Below are 20,939 nucleotides of genomic sequence, written 5' to 3'. Positions count from 1 at the left end.
TTGTAGCCGTTTGCTTATGCCGCCCTGGAATCCGACGCGATATCGGTCGGCGCTATTGCAGCTTGATGCCCAGCTCCTTGATCAGCGGTCCCATCTCGGCGCGGTCGGCCTCGATGGTTGCCGCCAGTTCCTCGGGCGAGCTGCCGATCGGAATCATGCCCAGCGTTTCCATCTGCGCCTTCATGGCCGGGTCCTTCAGGATGTCGGTCACCGCCTTCTGGATCTGCGCGACGCGATCCTTCGGGATGCCCGCTGGTCCCATCAGGCCAATCCACGGCTGCGGCGCGTAGTCCAGCCCCGACTCCTTCAGCGTGGGCGTGTCGGGCAGGCCGCCAAAGCGTTGCGGACTGGTGATGGCCAGCGCCCGCAGCCGTCCGCTGTCGATCAGGCCCTTGGAGCTGGACGGCGCGTCCAGGCCCACGTCGAGCTGTCCGCCGATCAGGTCGTTCTGCGTCTTGCCCGATGAGGATGACGGCACGTACAGCGCCTTGATGCCCGCGCGCCGCGCCGTCTGTTCCCAGACCAGATGAAACGCGGTGCCGATCGAGAACGAGCCCACGCTCAGGTTTCGCGTCTTGCTTTCGCGCACGAAGTCTTCCCAGGTCTTGAGCGGGCTGTCCTTGGGCACGATGAAGATGAACGGCGTGCGCGCCACCAGCGAGATGGGCTGCATGTCCTTCTGCGTGTCGAACGGCAGGCTGTCCACCGCAAACGGCACGATGGTCACGGACGACGCCACGACCATGCCGAGCGTGTAGCCGTCGGGCGGCGACTTGACCAGCGCGCCCGTGCTGATGATGCCCGAAGCGCCCGGCCTGTTTTCCACGACCACGGGCTGACCCCAGGCCGCGCCCAGCTTGCTGGCGAGCACGCGCAGCATGACGTCGACCGGACCGCCGGGCGGATTGGACACGATGATCTTGACCGGCTTGTCGGGATAGGCTGCGGTGGCGGCGATCGGCAGCGCAAGCGCCAGCGCAAGGACGGTTTGCTTGAACATGAAATTCCCCTTGTGTCGTTGGTGTGCGGGGCGCGGCGGCAAGGCCAGCGCCTCCGTATGGCGGAGCGGGCTCAGGCCAGGATCTGCATGTGCGGGGCCTGCGGCCAATCCGGCGCGTCGCCCCGGATGAACGCCAGCCATGCGGCCTGGGTCTGGCGCGTCAGCTGCTCGCCCTGCGCGGCAGGCAGGCCGGCCAGCATCGGGGCATCGGCAAAGGCCTGCAGGGTGTCGAACACGAACGGCAGTTCGATGCAGTGGCAGGCCCCGAAGCGGTCCGCCGGCGCGACGTCAAAGCGCGCCAGCCAGGCATTGCGGCCCTGTGCCACGGCCTGCCGGGCCCACAGCCGGGACGGCGCGCCGAACACGGCGTCGCCCATCTCCTGGCTGGCGGCGTCCGTGCCATGGTCCGGAAAAGCAGCCATCTCGTCGCGCGTGTAGCAGACCAGCACATCCGCGCGGCCGGCGGCGGTCAAGAGCGCGGGTGCGATCTCGTGCGGCAGCACCTGGCCGTCCAGCACGGGCGTGAAGAGGCTGCGACTGCTGCCTTCGGCCCGCAGCGCCTGCACGACCTCGGGTGCTTGCTGAGCCGCCAGCAGCGCGGACACCGGCAGATCGCGCGCCGCCGAAAGCGATTCGGCCCCGGCCGCGCGCAGATAAACCTGTCCCAGCGCGTCGGCCTGCTGCGCGCTGCGAAAACCGCGGCCCAGCGCGGCGCTTTGCAGAATGGCGCGGGAGAAGCGCGGCTGGCGCGCCAGCATCGCGCAGATCGACGAGGCGCCCGCCGACTGCCCCATGACGGTGACGCGCGCGGGGTCGCCACCCAGCTCCTGGATGTTGGCGAGCACCCAGTCGATCGCCAGCTCCTGGTCCAGCAGACCGACGTTGGCCGTTTGGCCCGACACGTACAGCCAGCCCAGCGCCGCCAGCCGGTAGTTGACCGCCACGACGACCACATCGCCGCGTTCGGCAAGGCGGGCGCCGTCGTACCAGTCCAGCGCACCGCCGCCGCTTTGCCAGGCGCCGCCATGCAGCCAGACGACCACGGGACGGCGCTTGCCGTCTGCCGCCGGCGTCCATACCGTCAGGTGCAGGCAGTCTTCGGATTGTTCGGCGTTGAAGTCGCCCATGGCGCCACGCAGGCGCGAGGGCAATTGCGGCGGGACGGGACCGGTGCCCGTGGCGTCGAATTCGCCGCGAATGTCCGCCGGCTGCGGCGGCGCAAAGCGCAGTTCGCCCACGGGCGCCTGCGCATACGGAATGGCGCCATAGCGGCATACGCCGCCGTCGCGCACGCCCACCAGCGTGCCAGTGCGCAGCGCCGCGTTCACGCGTTCACTCATATCCTGCCCCTTGTATCGTTGTTCATCGACCAGCGGCGGCAATCTGTGCTGCCGCCGGACTAATGGTAGGGAGGAAAGTGCCGCGCCGGGCATTCCGGTTTTGAACATAGCCATGCGCAACGCGCATGGCTGGATGGGGCTATCCAGACCGTGGCGATCCGGATCCAGCTATCCGGCCCCCGCTACTTGGCAATGCGTGCGTCGAGGCTGTTGTCCGCCAGCGCCTGCGCCTGTTCGCGCGTCATGCCCAGGTGCTCGTAGAGCGCGTGAAAGTTTTCGGTGACATAGCCGCCGAAGTAGGCGGGATCGTCGGAATTGACGGTGACCTTCACGCCGGCGTCCAGCAGCGACAGGATGTTGTGCTCGCGCATGTGATCGAACACGCGCAGCCGGGTATTGGACAGCGGACAGACTGTCAGGGGAATCTGCTCGTCGATCAGGCGCGCGATCAGTTTGGGGTCTTCGGCGGCACGCACACCGTGGTCGATACGCAGCACCTTGAGCAGATCCAGCGCCTCCCAGATGTACTCGGGCGGGCCTTCTTCGCCCGCATGCGCCACGGCGGGCAGGCCCTCGGCCCGCGCGCGGTCGAACACCCGTTGGAATAGACGGGGCGGAAAGCCCTGTTCGCTACTGTCCAGGCCCACGGCGATGAACGCGTCCCGGTAGGGCAGCGCCTGCTCCAGCGTGCGCATTGCCTGTTCTTCAGGCAGATGGCGCAGAAAGCTCAAAATCAGGCCGCTGGTCACGCCGAGCTGCTTGCGGCCGTCGGCCAGCGCTTGGCTGATGCCGTTCAACACGGTCTCGAACGGCACGCCACGGTCGGTGTGGGTTTGCGGGTCGAAGAAGGGCTCGGTGTGCACCACGTTCTGCTCGTGGCATTTGAGCAGGTAGGCCCACGTCAGGTCGTAGAAATCCTGCTCGGTGCGCAGGACATCCGCGCCCATGTAATACAGATCCAGGAATTCCTGGAGGTTGTTGTAGTTGTAGGCGCCGCGCAGGGCGTCGATATCGGGCCAGGGCAGCGCCACGCCGTTGCGCTGCGCCAGTTTGAAGAGCAGCTCGGGCTCGAGCGTGCCCTCCAGATGCAGGTGCAATTCCGCCTTGGGCAATGCGTTGAGCCAGTCGTACATGGGTGCTCCGGTATGAATGAGGTGCGTGTTCGGGATGCGGCGCGCGGTTCATGCAGCCAGCGCAATGCCATCGGCCTGGATGGTGCGTTCGAGCTGGGCCGCGAAGGCGCGCGCCTGACGTGTGCTGGGGCGGTCGCGGCGCCAGATGGCGGCAAGCGGCGACTTGCGCAGGGCGGGCCGGGCCGGCAGCACGGCGAGTTCGCCGCGCGCCTGCCGGACGGCCGCGACGCTGCCGGGCAGCATCCACAGGTAGTGTCCGTCCAGCAGCAGTTCGCGGCCGAATTCCAGCGACAGGACGCCGATCATATCCGGAATCGCCAGACCGGCCTGGCGCAAGGACAATTCCAGCTCGCCGCGGATGCGGCTGCCGGGCAGCGCGGTGATCCACGGATAAGTGACGTAATCCGCCAGCGTGGCCCCTGGCAGATGCGTCAGCGGATGGTGGGGGGCGCAGGCGAGCACCACCGGATCCTCCAGCAGGGTGGTCGAACGGTAGATCTCCGGATTCACGGTGGACGTGAAACGGCTGATCAGCACGTCCAGGGCGCCGGCGTCCAGGTCCTCGATCAGCCGTTCGTGTGTGCCGATCTCGATGGTGAGCGTGATGCGCGGATGCGCCTCGCGGTAGTCGCGCGCGGCCTGCGCCACCGGCCAGCCCGCGAACATGGAAAAGCAGCCCACGGTCAGGCTGCCTTCTTCACCGCGGGAGACTGCGGCCAGGTCGACCTCGGCCTTGCGAAAGCCGGTCAGCAATTGGCGCGCGTGGCGGCACATGGCGTCGCCCAGCGGCGTGCAGGTCGTGCCTTTCGCGGTGCGCTCGAACAGCCGCGCGCCCACCAGCTCCTCGATTTCGGCGATGGCGCGGGACAGGCCCGACTGCGTGCTGTGCAATTGCGCCGCCGCCTTGGACAGGTTGCCCAATTCGGAGACGGTCAGCACGATTTCCAGGTGCCGGATGCGGAGTTTGCCTCGGAACGGTGTCATGGCGCAGGGGAGCGGGAGCGATTTGCCGATTATTCTCCCGTGCCGGTCGCTTGGCAACGCGCGGCGGGATTCGGGATATAGTTCGACGCCTGCAAGGGCTTCGGCTTGCACCGGGAGAGCAGCATTGACTTTGAATGAGCGGGGCGGCGGGCGCGCTGTCACTTTGGCAGCGATCACGCTGCTGGCATCGGCGCTTGCCGGCTGCAGCGTGTCGCGCGTGGACGAGGTGGCCGTGACGTGGCCGTCCTTCAAGGACAACACGCAGGTCCTGCTGCCCTCGGATCCCGCGCAATGTCCCGACCTCGCCGGCACCTATCGCGCCCAGGGCGAACGCCGCGCGGGCGATGCCGATGCGTTTCTGCTTGAAGACCTGCGCGGCTTTCTCGTGTACCCCTTGGATCTGCCGGGCATGCGCGATGCGACGCTGCCGGCGTGGAAGCCGTCGTCCGGTTCGACCGTGTCGTTCGTCGCGGATGCGCGCGGATGGCAGATCGAGACGCGTGATGGGCAAGGTGCGCGCGAGGCCGCGCTGCTTGCCCTGCACGACGGCGGCGCCGGCTCGGCTGCCAAGGGCGGCGAATCCCTGCGCCCGGGCAACGACATCTGGCGGGCCGCCGGATGCACGCAAGGCCGGCTATGGATCAGCGTGCGGCATGACTGGCGCCAGCATGAATCCATGGGCGTGCGGCGCCACGTTGCCGTCCTGCGCAAGGACGCAGGCGGGCTGCTGCTGACAGTGCAACGCGAATCCGACAGCATCGGCATGCTGCTGCCCTGGTACACCAACAGCGGCGATTTGTTCCAATACTGGTTTGCGCCCGCCACCCAGCTTCCCTGAATTGCGCAGGCGCGCGCCTGCCTTCATCGAGAGAAATATGACCGCTAAACGGCTTTTCACGTGGACCTTCTTTTTCGCGCTGTTCGTGGTGCTCGTGGCGCTCTTCTGGCGCCAGCTCTTCATGCAGACCCCACCGTCGCTGCGCGAGATGGGCGGCACCATCGAGGGCGGCGAGGCTTACATCTACGGTGAGTCGCCGCGCCAGGATGGCATGGCCGATCGCGCGATGCTGGCCGCGGCGCAGCGCGGCGACCCGGGCGCCCAATACATGCAGGGCCTCATCATGGAGAACTTCGACATGAAGGAGGCGCTGCGCTGGTACGAGGCCGCCGCAGCCCAAGGCGATGAACTGGCGGCACAACGGCTGGCGCAATTGCGCGAAGCGCCGCCTGCCGCGCAATGACCCTCGCGCGGTAACCGCCTACGCAATAACAGCCCCCTTGAACGCACCCGCGCAACACGCCCGCTTCGTGACCGGCCCGCTCGGCGGGCACGTGCTCGAGATGATCCTGACCGGCTGGGCCAGCATGCTGGCCGTCTTCGCCGTCGAGTTCCTGTCGCTGCTGTACCTGGGCACGCTCGAGGACGAAGCCGTGCTGGGTGCCGTGGGCTTCGGGTCCATGACGCAGTTCACCATCACGTCCATCTGCATCGGCGTCACGGTGGGGGGAGCGGCGTTGGTCTCGCGTGCGCTCGGAGCGCAGGACGCTGCCCGGGCGCGGACGCTTGCGGGGGCGTCGCTGATCCTGATGGCCGCCGCCGCGGTGGCGGCGGGCGCGGTGTTTCTGGCCGCGATCGGCCCGTTTACCGCGGCCATCGGTTTGGCCGAAGATGTCCGCGAGCATCTGCTGTCGTATGTGCTCATCACCACGCCGTTCGCGGTGGTCATGGGCGTCGGAATGATGCTGTCGAACCTGCTGCGCGCAGCCGGCCAGGGGCGGCAGTCCATGTGGGTACTGCTGGCGGGGACCGGCACCGTCGCCGTGCTGGACCCGATTGTCATCTTCGTGCTGGACGGCGGCATGGTGGGCATTGCCTGGGCCGGCGGAGTAGGGCGCGTGGCCACGGTCGTGCTTGGCGGCTGGCTGGTGTTCCGCAAACACCGGCTGGTGGCCTGGCCGCGGGTGCGGGAACTGCGCGAGCACCTGCGCGCCATCGGCAACATCGCCTTGCCCGCCGCGCTGACCACCCTGGCCACGCCGGCATCGGTCATCTTTACCGTGTCCACGTATTCCAGCTTCGGTCCCAGCGTGCTGGCGGGCGCCACGGTGGTTGACCGGCTGTTGCAGCTCGCCTATTCGTTGTTCTTCGTGCTGCCCGGCGCCATCGGGCCGATTCTCGGCCAGAACCTGGGCGCCGGCCAGTGGGACCGCGTGAAGGCCACCGTGGCGCTCACAACGCGCTGGGCGCTGCTGTACGGGTTCGCGGCGGCCATCGTGCTGGCGGTGCTGGCGCCGTGGATGCCGGATGTCTTCCGGGTCACCGGCCCCGGGCGCGACCTGATCGTTTTCTTCTGCCGCGTCGGCAGCTTCGCGTGGGCGTTGAACAGCCTGTTCTTCGTGGCGATCTCGGTGTTCAACAACCTGGGATACGCCACGTATTCCACCGCCATCGGCTGGCTGCGCGCGACGGTGGGCACCGTGCCCTTCGTGTGGCTGGGTGCGCACCTCGGCGGGCCCCAGGGCGTGATGCTGGGCCAGATGGGCGGCTTTGCGATTTTCAGCCTGATTGCGATGTGGCTGTGCCGGCGCGTGCTGCGCGCGCCACCGGCGGGATTCCAGCACGGCACGCCGGCCTAGCAGGCGAACTGGCCGATCAATGCGGGGCGCGTTCGATTTCGGCGGCTGGTCGCGGTACGATCCCGGCTGACTTCGATTTTTCAGGAAAGCCATGCGCCAGAGTTCCCCCCGTCCTCGAATCGACAGCCTTTCCCGCGTGCTGCTGGCCGCGGCATTGACCGCCGCTGCCGCCAGCGCCGCGCAGGCGCAGTCGCCCGGATCGGCCACCGGATCGCGCGTCCAGACGCCCGCGCCGGAACAGCAGCAGCCCGCGCTCAAACCCAAGCGCAGTTTCGACGACACGCCCGCCCCGGCGGCGCCGGCCGCGCCCGCCGCCGCGGCACCGGCCGCCGCGCCTGCCCCGGCGCCCGCCGCCACTGCCGCGCCTGCCGCCACGGCTGCGCCCGCCGCGCCCGCAGCCACCGCAGCCGCACCGACGGTCATCGTCCCAACCGAACTCGACACCAAGGCCTGCATCGACAAGCTGCGCAAGGGCGCCACCGCCAACGGCCTGACCGTCGCCGACTGGGACAAGTACACGGCCAACGCCACGCTGCTGCCCACGACTGTGGCGTCGGCCAAGGGCCAGCCCGAGGGCCGCGAAAGCTGGTGGGATTACATCGCCAAGACGGTCGACGACGAGCGCGTGCAGGACGGCAAGGCCGTGCTGACCCAATACGGCAAGCAGCTTGGCGCCATCAGCCAGCAATACCAGGTTGATCCCGCGACGCTGGTCGCCATCTTCGGCATCGAAACCAACTACGGCCGTCAGGTCGGCAAGACCGACGTGCTCAATGCCTGGCTGACGCGCGCCTGCACCGAGAACAAGCAACTCTGGGAAAAGAACGCCTACGCGTCCGTGCGCCTCCTGCGCGACGGCACCGTGCCAGCCGACAAGTTCGTCGGGTCCTGGAGCGGCGCGTTCGGCATGACGCAATTCATCCCGACCTCGTTCTACGAACTGGCCGCCGACGGCGATGGCGACGGCCGCATCGATCTTTATAACTCGCTGCCCGACGCGCTGGCCTCCACGGCGAACCACCTGCGCAAGCGGCGCGCACAGTGGACGCATGGGTTGCCCGCCGTGGTGGAAGTGCGGGTGCCGGCCGAGCTGGCCGCGGCGATTCCGCCCGAGCCCGACGCCGAGTACGTGGGATCCAAGGACCGCCGCACGATCGCCCAGTGGGCGCAGGCTGGTGTAAAGCAAGGAGATGGCTCGGTGTTGAAGCTGCCGTCGGGCAACGACCAGCAGGCGTATCTTTTTGCGCCGACCGGCGCGCGCGGACCGGTGTTCCTGGCCACGGTGAACTTCGACGCCATCCTGCACTACAACCAGTCGCGCCGCTACGGCCTGGCCGTGTCGCTGCTGCTGAACCGCCTGCAAGGCGGCCCGGCGCTGGTGACGGCGTGGCCGACCGACGATCCCGGTCTGTCGCGCGCGCAGATCAAGGAACTGCAGAAGCAGCTCTATGGCCGCGGCCATGACATCGGCGAGGCCGATGGCATCCCCGGCGGCAAGACGCGCGATGCGGTGCGGGCCGAGCAGGCGCGCCTGAAGTTGCCGCAGGACGGTCGTGTGGGCAAGCGCATCCTGGACGCGCTGCTGGCCGATCAGCCGGTCGCCATGCGCGGCTATCCTGGGCAATGAGTCAGGCGCCGATCGCGGCAACCTCACCCCCCGAAATGCGGCGCGGGTGAGGGTTAGGCTGGAGTGTGCAAGGCGGCGCCGGCCGGTATGATCGGCAGGTCCGCCACCACACTCACAGCCATGCCGTCCGCCGAGTTTCCCGACGATTTCCAGACCCCGCGCCTGTGCGCGCGCCGGATGTCCCAGTCGCATCTGCCCTTCATGATCGAGATGCACGCCAATGCAGATCTGATGCAGTCCATGGGCGGCACGCGCGACGCGGCGGCCAGCCGTCGCTATGTGGCGCAGAACATCGTCCACTGGACCGAGCATGGGTACGGCATGTATGTGCTGGAAGACCGCGAGACGGGCCGGCCCGCCGGCCGCGCGGGCCTGAAAGTGTCGACATCGCCAGGGCGTGCGGGCGTCGAATTGGCCTATGCATTGCATCCCGATTGCTGGGGCAAGGGCTTTGCGCCGGAGATTTCGCGCGCGCTGATCGGTCTGGGGTTTCGTCTGCTGCCCGTGGACGTGCTGGGCGCCGTGGCGCTGCGCTCAAATCTGGCCTCGCAACGCGTCATGGAAAAGACGGGGCTGCGCTACGTCGGCATGACCGGCGACACGCCCGAGCCCAAGGTCTACTACGAAATCCGCCGCCTGGACTGGCGCAAACGGGAAGGCGTGTGAGGACGTGCACCGCGCTGGAGCGGGGCGCGCGGCGCTAACATGTCGCGATGAGCACGACGAAACCGAGTCCCGCCGCAGCGTCCCACGACGACCCGCCGCCTGTTCCGCCCGAGCGTCCCGCGCCGGACGAATGCTGCAACAGCGGCTGCATCCCCTGCGTCTATGACATGTATGACGAAGCGATGGACCGCTACCGCGACGCCCTGAAGGCGTGGCGCGCGCGGCACGAGCCGGACGGCCGGTAAGCGCCGTCGTTCAGCCGGCGAGCTTCATGTGGATGATGGGAAAGGGGCGCCCCGAGTCGTCGTAGGCCGAGCGGCCCACGTCTTCAAACCCATAGTGCTTGTAAAAGCCGTGCGCCTGCGGATTCTGCTCGTTCACATCCACCAGCAGCGTGCCGTGCAACGAACGCGCAAAATTCAGCAGGCGGCGGCCAGCCCCCTTGCCGCGTTTGTTGGCATCCACGAACAGCATCTCGACCTTGTTGCCGGTCAGGCCCATGAAGCCGGCCACTTCGCCGGCATCGTCCTCACAGACCCAGACCCTGACGGATGGCAGGTACGTGTTCAGCACCTGCGGGTACATGGCCTGGATTTCCTTTTCAGTCAGAAAAGTGTGTGTGGCGCGCACCGAACGGAGCCAGATGTCCACCAGGGCCAGATCGTCGCCGTGGTTGCGTTCTCGGATTTTCATTTTCTTATTGCTTGGGTGTCAGACACCGGTAAGCCGCTAAAGCCCAGCGCGATACAGATCCGTGGCCGCCAGGACAGTTTCCATCTGCACAGTATGCGCGAAAACAAATCGGTCTCCGTAGACCGTTTCATCCGGAAACTCCGAAATCAGCGCCATGGGCAGTTCCTCGCGGTCGGTCTCCGTGATCTGCACGGGGATGCCGTTGAGCACGTCAAAACCTTTTTCGAGCGCGTGCGCATGAAAGCGTTCCAGCTGCCGCGCGTTGAATTCCACCAGTCCCGGCACGTTGCTGGCGAGCCGCGCGGTGACGCCTTCGATCAGACGCCGTGCGCGGTCCGCCCAACCCGGATGATGGCGCAGGACCAGGAAGAAGCCCTTGGGTATGGTCCACAGCTCGAAGTGGCGCGGCAGGTAGCCCGACAGCGGGCGCGTCCATTCGTGGGCCGGATAGCCGTGCAGGTTGATGTGCAGTTGCGCGCCGCTGATCGCATGCGCCTGGTGCCGGCCTTCACGTTCGAAGAACGGCGCGTGTTCGCGGTACGCGATGTCGTCGCCCAGCGCGCTGTAGCGCGACGCGTGCAGCATGTGGCGCGGATGCTGCTCGCGCAGCCGGTTAAAGAGCGCATAGCCGTCCGGATTCTCGGATGCGATCAATGCGAAATGCGCATCGCCCCGGGCGGCCAGCGCCTCCGCCGCGCGCAGGGCGCCCACGACACCAGAGGTCTCGTTGGCATGCTGCGCACCAGAAATGAAAACGGCCGGTCCGGGGCCGCGCACATAGGTGCCCAACACCGGACGGCCCTGGCGCGAAACGGCCTGAAAGGTGTCGCCGCCAAAGGCCGCCATGCAGCCGGCAATCTGCGCGGCCGGCAACGGCTCGCGGGCCTGCGCCAGCGGACCGGCGGGCGTCGCCGGCGTCACGGGTGCGACCGGCGCGAAGGGTTCCACCGAGATCTGCACGCGCGGCGCGCCATCGTGGCGGCGGATGTCGGGAATGATCTGGCCGGGTTGCAGGCCCCGGTCGCCGGACGGGCGGCCGGAGTGCTGCTGGAAGTGCTCCAGCAGCGAGAAATAGATGTCCTCGTGCAACGCCTCGAACGTGCTGACGATTTCCTCGTCCACGGGCAGCGCGAAGTCGATGCCGGGCAGGTCCACGCGAATTTCCAGCCGGTCGAAATACGGCTCGTGCGCGCCCCAGGTGTGGCTGCGCACGGTGTCCATGATGGCGCGAAACAGAAGCTGGTACTCGGTGGCTTGCGCGGCATCGGTCTGCACCGCGCCGCTGGCGTCCACGACGCGCAGCCAGCCGGTAGGCGATAGCTCCGGCGTGCCGTCCGGCGCGTGTCCAAGCTGGTTCGGCGCAAACACGCGAGTGTCGATGGTGCGGCCATCGGCATATGCCAGCCGCACGTCGTAGTGCAGGTCGGCGGCCCCGGGCAGCATCGTCACGTGCACGTCTTTCAGCAACGCCACGAGCGGATAGGCCTCCAGCGTGAAGCGCTTGGCCTGCGCGTGTTCGTGCAGCGGATAGCGGATCTCGGCCGAGACCAGCCCGTCGGCCTCGACTTCTTCAAGGAAAAAGTGCACGAGCGGCTTGTAGGCGCTGCGAAAGCGCGCCGTCACGCCGGCCTGCTCCAGCCGGGCCTGCGCGGCGCGCCGGGCCTCCACGCTCTCGAACACCCAGCCTTCCACGACCGCGCCGCGCCAGGCCGGCGCCATGTAGGCGTGCGTCCAGGCGTCCAGCGTGCGATCGAAACTCTTGTCCAGCAACGACATACTCAACATTCCTTCCGGCCCGTGGGCTCGGATCGATTCTTCAGACCTTGCCGGTCGGATCCAGGCGGTCGCGCAGCCAGTCGCCCAGCAGGTTCAGGCCCAGCACCGTCAGCATGATGGCCAGGCCAGGAAAGACGCTGACCCACCAGGCCGTCTGCATGTACGTGCGGCCGTCGGCAAGCATACCGCCCCAGCTCGGGATCATGGGGTCCACGCCCAGGCCCAGAAAGGTCAGGCTGCTTTCCAGCAGGATGTTGTTGGCCACGTTCAGCGTCATCAGGATCACCAGCGGACCCAGCAGGTTGGGGACGATGTGATGGCGGATCATCGCCAGGTCGCGCACGCCGAAAGCGCGCGCGGCCAGCACGAACTCGCGCTCGCGCAGGGCCAGCACCTGAGCCCGCACCAGGCGAGCGTACTGCACCCATTGCGACACGATCATGAAGAAAATGACATTGAACAGCCCGCCGCCCAGGATGGCGATGAACGTGATCGCCACCAGGATGAAGGGCAGCGCCAGTTGCACGTCGGCAAAGCGCATCACGATCATGTCCCAGAAGCCGCGGTAGTACCCGGCGATAAGACCCATGACGATGCCCAGCAGCGCGCCGCCCAGCACCGAGGCAAAGCCCACCAGCAGCGAGATCTTGCCGCCGACGATCACGCGCGCCAGCACGTCGCGGCCTAGCGGATCGGTACCGAAGGGATGGGCGGCCGACGAGAACGGCGCCATCAGGCGGGCGGCAAGGTCCATGGATTCGCCGCCGTCCGGAAACAGCCAGCCGGAAGTCAGGACGAGCAGGACCATGACGCCGGTCAAAAGCGCGCCCAGCACGAATTCCAACGAGCGATAGCGGCTTCGCGGCTTCATGGCCTTCGGGGCGGCGGGGGAAGTGGTTGTCTGCATGATGCTCAACGCGTGCGGATACGGGGATCGACGATGCCGTAGGCGATGTCGACGATCAGGTTGACCAGGACGATGACGGTGGCCAGCACGGTGACCGTGCCTTGCAGAACCGGATAGTCGCGGCCGGAAATGGCGTCGAAGGCCAACGTGCCCAGGCCCGGCCAGTTGAAGACCATCTCGATCACCACGATGCCGCCGATCAGGCCGCCAAATTGCAGGCCCAGGTACGTGATCAGCGGAATGGCGCAATTGCGCAGCGCATGCTTGTACAGCACGATGCGCTCTTTCAGGCCCTTGCTGCGCGCCACCATGATGTATTGCGCGGACAGCGTCTCCAGCATCGTCGTGCGCACCAGCCGGATGTTGGTGGCGCTGAGAATGATCGCCATGGTCAGCGACGGCAGCACCAGGCTGGCCGGCCCGCTCCAGCCGGACGGCGGCAGCAGCGGGAAGGTGATCGACAGCAGCAGCACCAGCATCAGCGCCAGCCAGAAGTTGGGGAAAGACAGGCCCACCAGCGACAAAATGCGGATGGCCTGGTCGGTCGCCTTGCCGCGCTTGATCGCCGCCTGGATGCCCAGCGGCAGCGAAATCAGGATGGAAACAATCAGCGACGTGAACGCCAGCATCAGCGTCGCGGGCAGCGCATCGCCGATCAGCTTGGCGACCGGCGTGCCGCCCATGAAGCTGCGCCCGAAATCGCCATGCAGTAGTCCCTGCATGTACGACAGATATTGTTCGTGGAACGGCCGGTTCAACCCGAGCGCCTGCCGGATGTTGGCCAGGTCCTGTTCGGTCACGCTGCCCGACCCCTGGCTCAGCATCAGCGCAGGATCGCCGGTCAGACGCACGGCATAAGAAACAAGCAGCGTCACGGCCACGATCACGAAGACGGCCTGCAACACGCGTTTGATGAGAAATCCGGTCATAAGGCGCCGCCCCGGCTTGCACCGGTGCGGGTCAGTAATGTTAAGACTGCAACAACCATCGTCACTGCTTCAACGAGGCACACCCCAAGCGGGATGCCGCGGATCCGGGCTCTGCCGGTCCGCAGGCATGCCCCTGGGGGAAGCGCGAAGCGCTCGGGGGGACTTACTCTATGGCGGTGTCAACGAAACGGAAGCGGATGTCGCCCGGGACCTCCAGGTTCTTCACGCGTTTGTTCACGCCCACGATCGTGTTCAGGCTGTACAGCGGCAATTCCAGCGCCTGATCGGCCACGTACGCGGCGATCTCCTGCAGCATCCCTTCGCGCTTCTTCACGTCATAGACCGTGCGCTGCGCTTCCAGCATGGCGTTCAGCTTGGGATCGTTGTCGTACGGATTCCACTTCTGGCCCGAGTGGTACATCAGGTACGCGGTGTTGTCGTAGTCGTACGTCCAGCCGCCCCACTGGTTCTGCCACATTTCGCCGGTCTTGCCGCCGGGGATGATGTCGTTGAGCAGCACACCGGTTTCATACGGCTTGATGGTGGCGCGCACGCCCACGCCCTGCAGGTAACCGGAAACGGCCTGCGCCACTTCGCGGAAGTTCGAATCGCTGCCGCGCACGTCGATCTGCACGGTGGCGCCCGGCTTCACGCCGGCGGCAGCCAGCAGCTTCTTGGCTTCGGCGGGGTTGAAGGGCAGGGGCTTTTGCTCGGGGTTGAAGCCGAACGACTGCGGGCCCTGGAAGCTGGCGATGGTCTTGGCCTGGCCCAACAGCAGTTGCTTGACGATGGCATCGCGATCAACCGCCATGATCAGCGCGCGGCGCACATCGCGGTGCTGCGTGATGCCGTTCTTGGTGTTGTAGCGCAGCGCGAAGGCCACCGGGCCGCCCGTGGAGATCACGTCGGCATTGCCGGACTTCTTCACCGTCTCGATCAGGCCCAGCGGGATCAGCGTGGCGATGTCGATGCGGCCGGCCTGCAGCTCGGCCACCTGCGTGCCGGGTTCGCCGATAAAGCGATACACGACCTTGTCCAGCTTCGGCTTGCCTCCCCAGTAGTCGTCGTTGCGCGCGAGCGTCACGTTGACCTTGGGTTGGTAGCTGTCGAACTTGAACGGGCCCGTGCCGACCGGGTGCGTGTTGAAGTTGTCTTCACCCTTCTCAGTGATGTACTTGGGCGGCACGATCATCGCGCCGTAGCCCGCCAGCTTGGTCAACAGCACCGGGTCCGGCTGCTTCAGGATGAAGTCCACCGTGTACTCGTCCACGACCTTGACCTCGCCGATCGAGTCGTAATTCGACTTCTGCGGGCCCTTCGCGCCTTCCGCGCCCAGCAGGCGTTCGAAGGTGAACTTGACGGCTTCGGCGTTGAAGGGCTCGCCGTTATGGAACTTGACGCCCTCACGCAGCTTGAAGCGCAGGCGCTTGTTCTCGTCCAGATATTCCCAGCTGGTGGCAAGGCCCGGCTGCAGCTTCAGGTCCGCGCCGCGCATGGTCAGGCCGTCGTACAGGTTGCTGCCGACCGAGCCCCAGAAGGTCACGAACGTGTCGATCGGATCCCAGCTTCCCGGATCCTGGTTGATGGCCACGTTCAGCGTGCCGGCGGCGTGCGCCGTCGAAACGGGCAGCGCGGCGGCGAGGGCCAAGGTCAGCGCGGTGGCGGTAAAGGTGGTGCGTAGGAATTGCATGGTCGCCTCCAGGGACGGGAAATCGGGTCGGACCGACGGATGAAAGAGGTTCAGGCGGCGCGGGCGACCTGGTGGCCGGGCGCGAATTCGATGAGGGGAACGATGGCGGGCTCGTCGCCGACCCGGCGCACCGGGCTGGGGATCTCGCCCTCGATCAGGGACGTGTCGATGTGGCGGCCGGGCTCGGCCACCGGCACCGCCGCGAGCAGCTTGCGGGTGTAGGCATGCTGCGGGGATTCGAAGATCTGGCGGCGCGTGCCCAGTTCGACGATCTGGCCCAGGTACAGCACCGCGACGCGGTGGCTGACCTTTTCCACCACCGCCATGTCGTGCGTGATGAACAGATACGACAGCCCGCGGTCCTTCTGCAGGTCCATCAGCAGGTTCAGGATCTGCGCCTGGATCGACACATCCAGCGCCGACACGGATTCGTCCGCGATGATCAATTTTGGATTGCTGGCCAGCGCGCGCGCGATGCACACCCGCTGGCGCTGGCCGCCCGAGAATTCGTGCGGATAGCGCGTGGCGTGCTCGGGCTTCAAGCCCACCTGCTCCAGCAGCTCGCCCACGCGGCGCGCGATGGCGTCTTCACCCGTCAGCAGGCCGTGCGTGCGGATCGGTTCGGCGATGCTGAATGCCACGGTCTTGCGCGGATCCAGCGACGCATACGGATCCTGGAAGATGTACTGGATTTCCTGGCGCAGGCGCTGCCGGCCCGCGCTGTCCATCGAGAAAATGTCCTGCCCGTTGTAGCGCACCGCACCGGAAGTCGGCGCCACCAACTGCTGCAGGGTCTTGCCGATGGTGGACTTGCCGCTGCCCGATTCGCCCACCAGCGCCAGCGTCTCGCCGGGGTAGACGTCAAAGCTGACCTGCTCCACCGCATGTACGCGATGCGTGACGCGTCCAAACAGGTTGTGGCCCACGTCAAAGCGCGTGGTCAGTTTGTCCACGCGCAACACGGCCTCATCGTAGGTGGCCGTGTCCTGCTCGCGGGTCTCGCCCACTTCGCGCAGCGTGTCGCCTTCCAGCACCGTCTGCGGTGTGCGCAGCGGCAGGTCGCGGCCGGTCAGGCTGCCCAGCCGCGGCACGGCGGCCAGCAGCGCACGCGTATAGGGATGCTTGGGCGCGTTGAAGATCTCTTCCACGGTGCCTTGCTCAACCTTTTTTCCGCGCAGCATGACGACCACGTCGTCGGCCATCTCGGCCACCACGCCCATGTCGTGGGTGATGAAGATCACGGCTGTGCCCAGGTCACGCTGCAGCTCGCGGATGGTGTTCAGGATCTGCGCCTGGATGGTGACGTCCAGCGCCGTCGTCGGCTCGTCGGCAATCAACAGCCGCGGCTGGCACGACAGCGCCATCGCGATCATCACGCGCTGGCGCATGCCGCCCGACAACTGGTGCGGATAGCGGTCCAGCAGTTGTTCGGCGTCCGGCAGGCGCACCTTTTCCAACAGCTTGCGCGCCGACTGGCGCGCCGCCGAGCGCGACAACTGCTGGTGCAGCATGATGGCTTCGACGATCTGGTCGCCGATCGTGAACACCGGGTTCAGCGACGTCATCGGCTCCTGAAAGATCATTGCGATGTCGTTACCGCGGATCGCGCGCATCTGTTCGTCGCTGGCCTGCGTCAGATCCACTTCGCGATCGTCGCCATTACGGAACAGGATCTGCCCGGTCGAAATGCGTCCGCCGCTGTAGTCGGTCAGGCGCATGATCGCCATCGACGTGACGGACTTGCCAGATCCGGATTCGCCCACGATCGCCAGCGTGCGGCCGGGCCGCACGTCGAAATCCAGGTTGTCGACGGCGCGAAATCCGCCGGTGTCGGTATTGAAGTCGACCGAGACGCCGCGCACGGACAGCAGCGGGGCGGAAGAAGAAGCGGTGGTGCTAGACAACGTGGATTCTCACAGCGAGGTGGCGGCGCGGGCAGCCTGGTCGTACAGGCCCGAGAGGGCGCGCAGGGTGTTGGCCAACTGATGGCTGGCGTCGTCCGCGGCGGGGGAGTCGATGAACGGCTTGACGAGGCACTGCTCGCGCACTTCGGCGTAGCGCTGGATCGCGGCCGCGCCGGCGTCGGTGGTGGTGTAGATCACTTCCTTGCCGGTCTTGGCGCTTTGAACGACGCCCAGGCGCTCCAGCTTCTTGAGCGAATAGTTCACCAGGTGGGTGTCTTCGACATTCAGGGTGAAGCAGATGTCTGCCAGTTTCTTGCCCCGGCCCCGATGGAACACATGGTTGAGCACCAGGATGTCCAGCGACGTCAGTTCGGGCAGTCCCGCGCAGGCCATGCAACGCACCATCCAGCGATTGAACGCATGCGACGCGATGATCAGGCCGAACTCGACCTCGGACAGCTCAGGGGCGGACGAGGCGAGGTGGGAAGACGAAACGATGGCGTCCCGGACGGATACAGGCATGGGTGAGTCAGGCAAGGGGACGGATCGGCGACAAAACGTTGGCGAATTATTGACGATTTGTAGATATGCCGGCATCCGGGATAACCCGGCCCGAGTTTTCGGAATTCTCTGATTTGTGAGCTCAAGGCGGCGATTTACAAAGGCGTCTGATGTAAATGCGCGGCTCTCGATTGGGCGTCAATTTGTTACGGATGCAAGTTCTGCTTCTGAGAAATATCAATAAAAGACAGCAACGTGATCCATACGCACAACAAAAAAACCCTTTGCCGCAAAAATCGATACAGAAACAATAGATATATAGTGTAATAAACAGTATTGATCGGCAAAATGACCACCCAATTCGATTAACAGGGAGACGACGCGCGGCAGTCGGCCGTTGGCGTCCAGTCGTATGAGCGGATCGCAGCACTTTCGGCGGGTAGGGTGGATGTTCGCGACGACCGTCGCGCTGGCAGGCGCGGGGTCCGCCTGGGCCCAATCGGTCCCTGAAGCCGCCCAGCGCGCCACGGAAATCCAGCGCCGTCAGGAACAGGAAATCGACGCGCAACGTGCCCGCGCCGCCGAGCGGCCCGACGTGCTGTCGGCGCCGTCTGTCGATCCCACGCGCGGGCTGGTGCTGCCGGATGAGACGCCATGCTTTGCCATCGGGGAAGTCATCTGGGAGGGCGCCGAACCTCCTGAACGCCTGGCCAGCGCCACGGCGACCGTCCTCGGAGAATGCATCGGCGGCCGCGGGCTGCGCGCGCTGCAGGAACACCTGATCGGCTTGCTGATCGAAGATGGCCTGGTCACCGCGCGCGTCGTCGTGCCCGAGCAGTCGCTGGCGGCCGGGACATTGACGTTGAAATATCTGCCCGGCCGCATCTCGGCCGTTCAAAGCCAGGGCGCCATCGGCTGGTGGCGCACGGCGCTGCCCACTGGCCCGGGCGGCGAACTGAACCAGCGCGACCTGGACCAGGCGCTCGAGAACATCCGCCGCCTCGGCAGCCAGGCCGACGCCGCCATCGATATCGCGCCGGGTCCCGAACTGGGCGACTCCGACATCCTCATCAAGCCCGGCACCGGCAAGCGCTGGCACGGCTATCTGGGCGGCGACAACGGCGGCATGGACACGGTCGGCAAGTACCAGATCAATGCCGGCCTGACCCTCGATTCCCCGCTCTTCCTGTACGACCAGTTGTCGGTCTCGTGGAACAGCAACGCGCACTGGCGCGACGCCGACTCCCACACGCGCGCCGCGTCCATCAATTACAGCCTGCCGTTCGGCTACTGGACCGTCTTCGCGGGCGCCAGCAAATCCACTTACCGCCAAACGGTCGCCGGCTTCGACGAGCCCATCGTCTACGGCGGCACCACCAAGCAGATCCAGGCGGGCGTGTCGGTCGTGCCGTACCGCGGCACCGCCTACAAGGGCAACCTGTCGCTCACCGTGCTGCGCAAGCGCACCGACAGCACCCTGAATGACGTGGCCATCGACGTCCAGCGCCGCGACGTCACCGGCTACGAAATCGGCTACGGGCACCGCCACTACATCGGCCGGGCGGTGCTCGACATCGGCGGCGGCGTGCGTGGCACGCTGCCGCAGTTCTCCGACCAGCCCGGCTACGTCTACGGCGATCCCGACTGGAACGGGCGCAGCACCATCCTCACCGCCAACGCGGGGCTGTATCTGCCGTTCCAGATCGCCGAGCAATCCCTGGCCTATCAGGCCAACTGGCAGATCCAGCACGCCAAGACTGCCATCGTGCCCGCCGACTACTTCACGATCGGAAACCGCTATGCCGTGCGCGGCTTCGACGGTCAGATGACGCTCGCCGCCGAAGACGGCTGGACGCTGCGCAACGACCTGTCGTTCAACCTCGACGCCGTGACGGGTCTTCCCGGACAGCAGCTCTACACCGGCCTCGACGTCGGCCGCGTGGGCGGCCCATCCGCCGCGTATCTGTCCGGCAGGACGCTGGTTGGCGCGGTTGCCGGCCTGCGCGGGCGTCTGTCCATTCCGTACGTCAACGCCAGCTACGACCTGTCCGCGGGCTGGCCTTTGAAAAAACCCGAATCGCTCAAAACCGCATCGACCGTCTTCGCGATGGCCGTGATGTTCGAGTTCTGAATCCGCTGTTCCCGTCAGGCACGCATGATGTCCAAGCTTCGTTCGTTGATCGTCTGGTCCATCGTCTTCACGCAAGTCTGGACGCCCGTGCTGGCGCAGACGCTGCCGATATCCGTGGACAAGAGCGTGCCCGGCCAGAAGCCGATCGTGGGCGTCAGCAATGGCGTGCCCGTCGTGAACATCGCGCCGCCGTCGGCAGGCGGGGTCTCCAACAACCGCTACACGCAATTCAACGTGGGGCCGTCGGGCGTGGTGCTGAACAACAGCGGCGGCGCCAGCCAGACGCAATTGGCCGGCCAGGTGGCCGGCAACGTCATGCTGGGCAACCAGCGCGCCACCACCATCCTGAATCAGGTCACCGCGCCCAACCCGTCGCAACTGATGGGCACGCTGGAAGTGGCCGGTAACCGCGCCAACGTCATCGTCGCCAACCCGGCAGGCATTACCTGCAACGGCTGCGGCTTTTTGAACGCGGACCGCGCCACGCTCACCACGGGCCGCCCGCAGGTCGGACCTGACGGCAACATCGCGCTGGACGTCGCGGGCGGCAAGCTGCGCATTGAGGGCGAGGGGCTGAATGGAACCGCCGCCAGCCAGGTCGACCTGATCGCCCGGACGCTGGAAATCAACGCCGGTGTGTGGGCTGACCGGCTCAACGTCACGGCGGGCGCTGCGCGCGTGGACTACGCCACGGGCAATGCGACCGCCCGCGCGGGCGAAGGTCCGGCGCCCGTCGTGGCGCTGGACACCGCGGCACTGGGCGGCATGTACGCCAACAGCATCCGGCTGATCGGCACCGAGGCCGGTGTCGGCGTCAACGTGGGCAGCAATCTGGTCGCGCTGACAGGCGACCTGGAGGTCAGCGCATCGGGCGACGTCCGCATCGCGCCCAGCGCCGCCGTGCAGGCCGCGCGCGATCTGCGGCTGGCGTCGGGACGCGACGTGGTGGTGGATGGCGCGGCGCAGGCCGGGGGCAACGTGGCGCTGGTGGCCGGCCGCAACGCCGGCATCTCGGGGGGGG

At 66.6% G+C, this 20,939-nt stretch carries 19 protein-coding genes; 8 read left to right on the top strand and 11 right to left on the bottom strand.

Annotation, left to right across the window (positions count from 1 at the left end):
- Positions 1 to 52: 52 nt before the first annotated feature.
- From AC6LJW_RS25695 to AC6LJW_RS25680, 4 genes are all read right to left on the bottom strand, one after another.
- Positions 53 to 1,000, bottom strand: coding sequence for a Bug family tripartite tricarboxylate transporter substrate binding protein (locus AC6LJW_RS25695; protein WP_498088614.1), 948 nt, complete (start codon positions 998 to 1,000; stop codon positions 53 to 55).
- Between the two features lie 71 nt (positions 1,001 to 1,071).
- The gene (locus tag AC6LJW_RS25690; protein WP_498088612.1) at positions 1,072 to 2,340 is read right to left on the bottom strand and encodes a carboxylesterase/lipase family protein; all 1,269 of its coding nucleotides are present in this window, start codon (positions 2,338 to 2,340) and stop codon (positions 1,072 to 1,074) included.
- Between the two features lie 182 nt (positions 2,341 to 2,522).
- On the bottom strand, positions 2,523 to 3,473 hold the full coding sequence (locus AC6LJW_RS25685; protein ID WP_427986123.1) for an adenosine deaminase: 951 nt from the start codon (positions 3,471 to 3,473) through the stop codon (positions 2,523 to 2,525).
- Positions 3,474 to 3,521: 48 nt separating this feature from the next.
- On the bottom strand, positions 3,522 to 4,457 hold the full coding sequence (locus tag AC6LJW_RS25680; RefSeq protein WP_056562894.1) for a LysR family transcriptional regulator: 936 nt from the start codon (positions 4,455 to 4,457) through the stop codon (positions 3,522 to 3,524).
- A 124-nt stretch (positions 4,458 to 4,581) separates the two neighbouring features.
- Here AC6LJW_RS25680 and AC6LJW_RS25675 point away from each other — a divergent pair, with 124 nt between their 5' ends.
- From AC6LJW_RS25675 to AC6LJW_RS25650, 6 genes are all read left to right on the top strand, one after another.
- Entirely contained in the window at positions 4,582 to 5,295 is a 714-nt protein-coding gene (locus AC6LJW_RS25675; protein ID WP_056562892.1) for a hypothetical protein, read from the top strand.
- A gap of 37 nt (positions 5,296 to 5,332) precedes the next feature.
- The gene (locus AC6LJW_RS25670) at positions 5,333 to 5,698 is read left to right on the top strand and encodes an SEL1-like repeat protein (protein WP_056562889.1); all 366 of its coding nucleotides are present in this window, start codon (positions 5,333 to 5,335) and stop codon (positions 5,696 to 5,698) included.
- Between the two features lie 37 nt (positions 5,699 to 5,735).
- Entirely contained in the window at positions 5,736 to 7,094 is a 1,359-nt protein-coding gene (locus AC6LJW_RS25665) for an MATE family efflux transporter (protein ID WP_498088610.1), read from the top strand.
- Between the two features lie 91 nt (positions 7,095 to 7,185).
- Positions 7,186 to 8,721: a lytic murein transglycosylase gene (locus AC6LJW_RS25660; RefSeq protein WP_498088608.1), complete on the top strand. Its 1,536-nt coding sequence runs from the start codon at positions 7,186 to 7,188 to the stop codon at positions 8,719 to 8,721.
- An 87-nt stretch (positions 8,722 to 8,808) separates the two neighbouring features.
- A complete protein-coding gene (locus tag AC6LJW_RS25655; RefSeq protein ID WP_369818949.1) occupies positions 8,809 to 9,387 on the top strand; it encodes a GNAT family N-acetyltransferase in 579 nt (192 codons plus the stop codon).
- A 47-nt stretch (positions 9,388 to 9,434) separates the two neighbouring features.
- Positions 9,435 to 9,632, top strand: coding sequence for an oxidoreductase-like domain-containing protein (locus AC6LJW_RS25650; protein WP_498088606.1), 198 nt, complete (start codon positions 9,435 to 9,437; stop codon positions 9,630 to 9,632).
- A 10-nt stretch (positions 9,633 to 9,642) separates the two neighbouring features.
- Here AC6LJW_RS25650 and AC6LJW_RS25645 read toward each other — a convergent pair whose 3' ends face one another.
- The 7 genes from AC6LJW_RS25645 to AC6LJW_RS25615 all read right to left on the bottom strand — a co-directional run bounded on the left by AC6LJW_RS25645 (position 9,643) and on the right by AC6LJW_RS25615 (position 17,808).
- On the bottom strand, positions 9,643 to 10,080 hold the full coding sequence (locus AC6LJW_RS25645) for an acetyltransferase (RefSeq protein WP_056562877.1): 438 nt from the start codon (positions 10,078 to 10,080) through the stop codon (positions 9,643 to 9,645).
- Positions 10,081 to 10,116: 36 nt separating this feature from the next.
- Complete coding sequence (locus AC6LJW_RS25640; RefSeq protein ID WP_498088604.1) at positions 10,117 to 11,856, bottom strand: M14 family metallopeptidase; 1,740 nt, start codon at positions 11,854 to 11,856, stop codon at positions 10,117 to 10,119.
- Positions 11,857 to 11,896: 40 nt separating this feature from the next.
- Positions 11,897 to 12,763 (bottom strand): ABC transporter permease, encoded by an 867-nt coding sequence (locus AC6LJW_RS25635; RefSeq protein ID WP_427986129.1) that lies wholly within the window; start codon positions 12,761 to 12,763, stop codon positions 11,897 to 11,899.
- Positions 12,764 to 12,768: 5 nt separating this feature from the next.
- The gene (locus tag AC6LJW_RS25630) at positions 12,769 to 13,692 is read right to left on the bottom strand and encodes an ABC transporter permease (RefSeq protein WP_056562871.1); all 924 of its coding nucleotides are present in this window, start codon (positions 13,690 to 13,692) and stop codon (positions 12,769 to 12,771) included.
- A 163-nt stretch (positions 13,693 to 13,855) separates the two neighbouring features.
- Positions 13,856 to 15,382, bottom strand: a complete 1,527-nt coding sequence (locus AC6LJW_RS25625) for an ABC transporter substrate-binding protein (RefSeq protein WP_056562868.1) — start codon at positions 15,380 to 15,382, stop codon at positions 13,856 to 13,858.
- A 50-nt stretch (positions 15,383 to 15,432) separates the two neighbouring features.
- On the bottom strand, positions 15,433 to 17,286 hold the full coding sequence (locus AC6LJW_RS25620) for an ABC transporter ATP-binding protein (protein ID WP_498088602.1): 1,854 nt from the start codon (positions 17,284 to 17,286) through the stop codon (positions 15,433 to 15,435).
- Positions 17,287 to 17,295: 9 nt separating this feature from the next.
- Complete coding sequence (locus tag AC6LJW_RS25615; protein WP_054415947.1) at positions 17,296 to 17,808, bottom strand: winged helix DNA-binding protein; 513 nt, start codon at positions 17,806 to 17,808, stop codon at positions 17,296 to 17,298.
- A gap of 427 nt (positions 17,809 to 18,235) precedes the next feature.
- Here AC6LJW_RS25615 and AC6LJW_RS25610 point away from each other — a divergent pair, with 427 nt between their 5' ends.
- Positions 18,236 to 19,918 carry a ShlB/FhaC/HecB family hemolysin secretion/activation protein gene (locus AC6LJW_RS25610; protein ID WP_498088600.1) on the top strand — a complete coding sequence of 561 codons (1,683 nt, stop codon included), beginning with the start codon at positions 18,236 to 18,238 and terminating at the stop codon, positions 19,916 to 19,918.
- Between the two features lie 24 nt (positions 19,919 to 19,942).
- Positions 19,943 to 20,939 (top strand): filamentous hemagglutinin N-terminal domain-containing protein (locus tag AC6LJW_RS25605; protein WP_498088598.1); only part of this gene is annotated, 997 nt, incomplete at its 3' end.

It is taken from the genome of Achromobacter sp. 1012554356 (genome assembly GCF_059760815.1).
This window is presented reverse-complemented; position numbering and strand designations above follow the sequence as displayed.

Bases quoted from the DNA above. Each gene is read 5' to 3' on its own strand.
- AC6LJW_RS25695 (WP_498088614.1), bottom strand. From the start codon at position 1,000: ATGTTCAAGCAAACCGTCCTTGCGCTGGCGCTTGCGCTGCCGATCGCC.
- AC6LJW_RS25690 (WP_498088612.1), bottom strand. From the start codon at position 2,340: ATGAGTGAACGCGTGAACGCGGCGCTGCGCACTGGCACGCTGGTGGGC.
- AC6LJW_RS25685 (WP_427986123.1), bottom strand. From the start codon at position 3,473: ATGTACGACTGGCTCAACGCATTGCCCAAGGCGGAATTGCACCTGCAT.
- AC6LJW_RS25680 (WP_056562894.1), bottom strand. From the start codon at position 4,457: ATGACACCGTTCCGAGGCAAACTCCGCATCCGGCACCTGGAAATCGTG.
- AC6LJW_RS25670 (WP_056562889.1), top strand. From the start codon at position 5,333: ATGACCGCTAAACGGCTTTTCACGTGGACCTTCTTTTTCGCGCTGTTC.
- AC6LJW_RS25660 (WP_498088608.1), top strand. From the start codon at position 7,186: ATGCGCCAGAGTTCCCCCCGTCCTCGAATCGACAGCCTTTCCCGCGTG.
- AC6LJW_RS25655 (WP_369818949.1), top strand. From the start codon at position 8,809: ATGATCGGCAGGTCCGCCACCACACTCACAGCCATGCCGTCCGCCGAG.
- AC6LJW_RS25650 (WP_498088606.1), top strand. From the start codon at position 9,435: ATGAGCACGACGAAACCGAGTCCCGCCGCAGCGTCCCACGACGACCCG.
- AC6LJW_RS25645 (WP_056562877.1), bottom strand. From the start codon at position 10,080: ATGAAAATCCGAGAACGCAACCACGGCGACGATCTGGCCCTGGTGGAC.
- AC6LJW_RS25640 (WP_498088604.1), bottom strand. From the start codon at position 11,856: ATGTCGTTGCTGGACAAGAGTTTCGATCGCACGCTGGACGCCTGGACG.
- AC6LJW_RS25635 (WP_427986129.1), bottom strand. From the start codon at position 12,763: ATGCAGACAACCACTTCCCCCGCCGCCCCGAAGGCCATGAAGCCGCGA.
- AC6LJW_RS25630 (WP_056562871.1), bottom strand. From the start codon at position 13,692: ATGACCGGATTTCTCATCAAACGCGTGTTGCAGGCCGTCTTCGTGATC.
- AC6LJW_RS25625 (WP_056562868.1), bottom strand. From the start codon at position 15,382: ATGCAATTCCTACGCACCACCTTTACCGCCACCGCGCTGACCTTGGCC.
- AC6LJW_RS25615 (WP_054415947.1), bottom strand. From the start codon at position 17,808: ATGCCTGTATCCGTCCGGGACGCCATCGTTTCGTCTTCCCACCTCGCC.
- AC6LJW_RS25610 (WP_498088600.1), top strand. From the start codon at position 18,236: ATGTTCGCGACGACCGTCGCGCTGGCAGGCGCGGGGTCCGCCTGGGCC.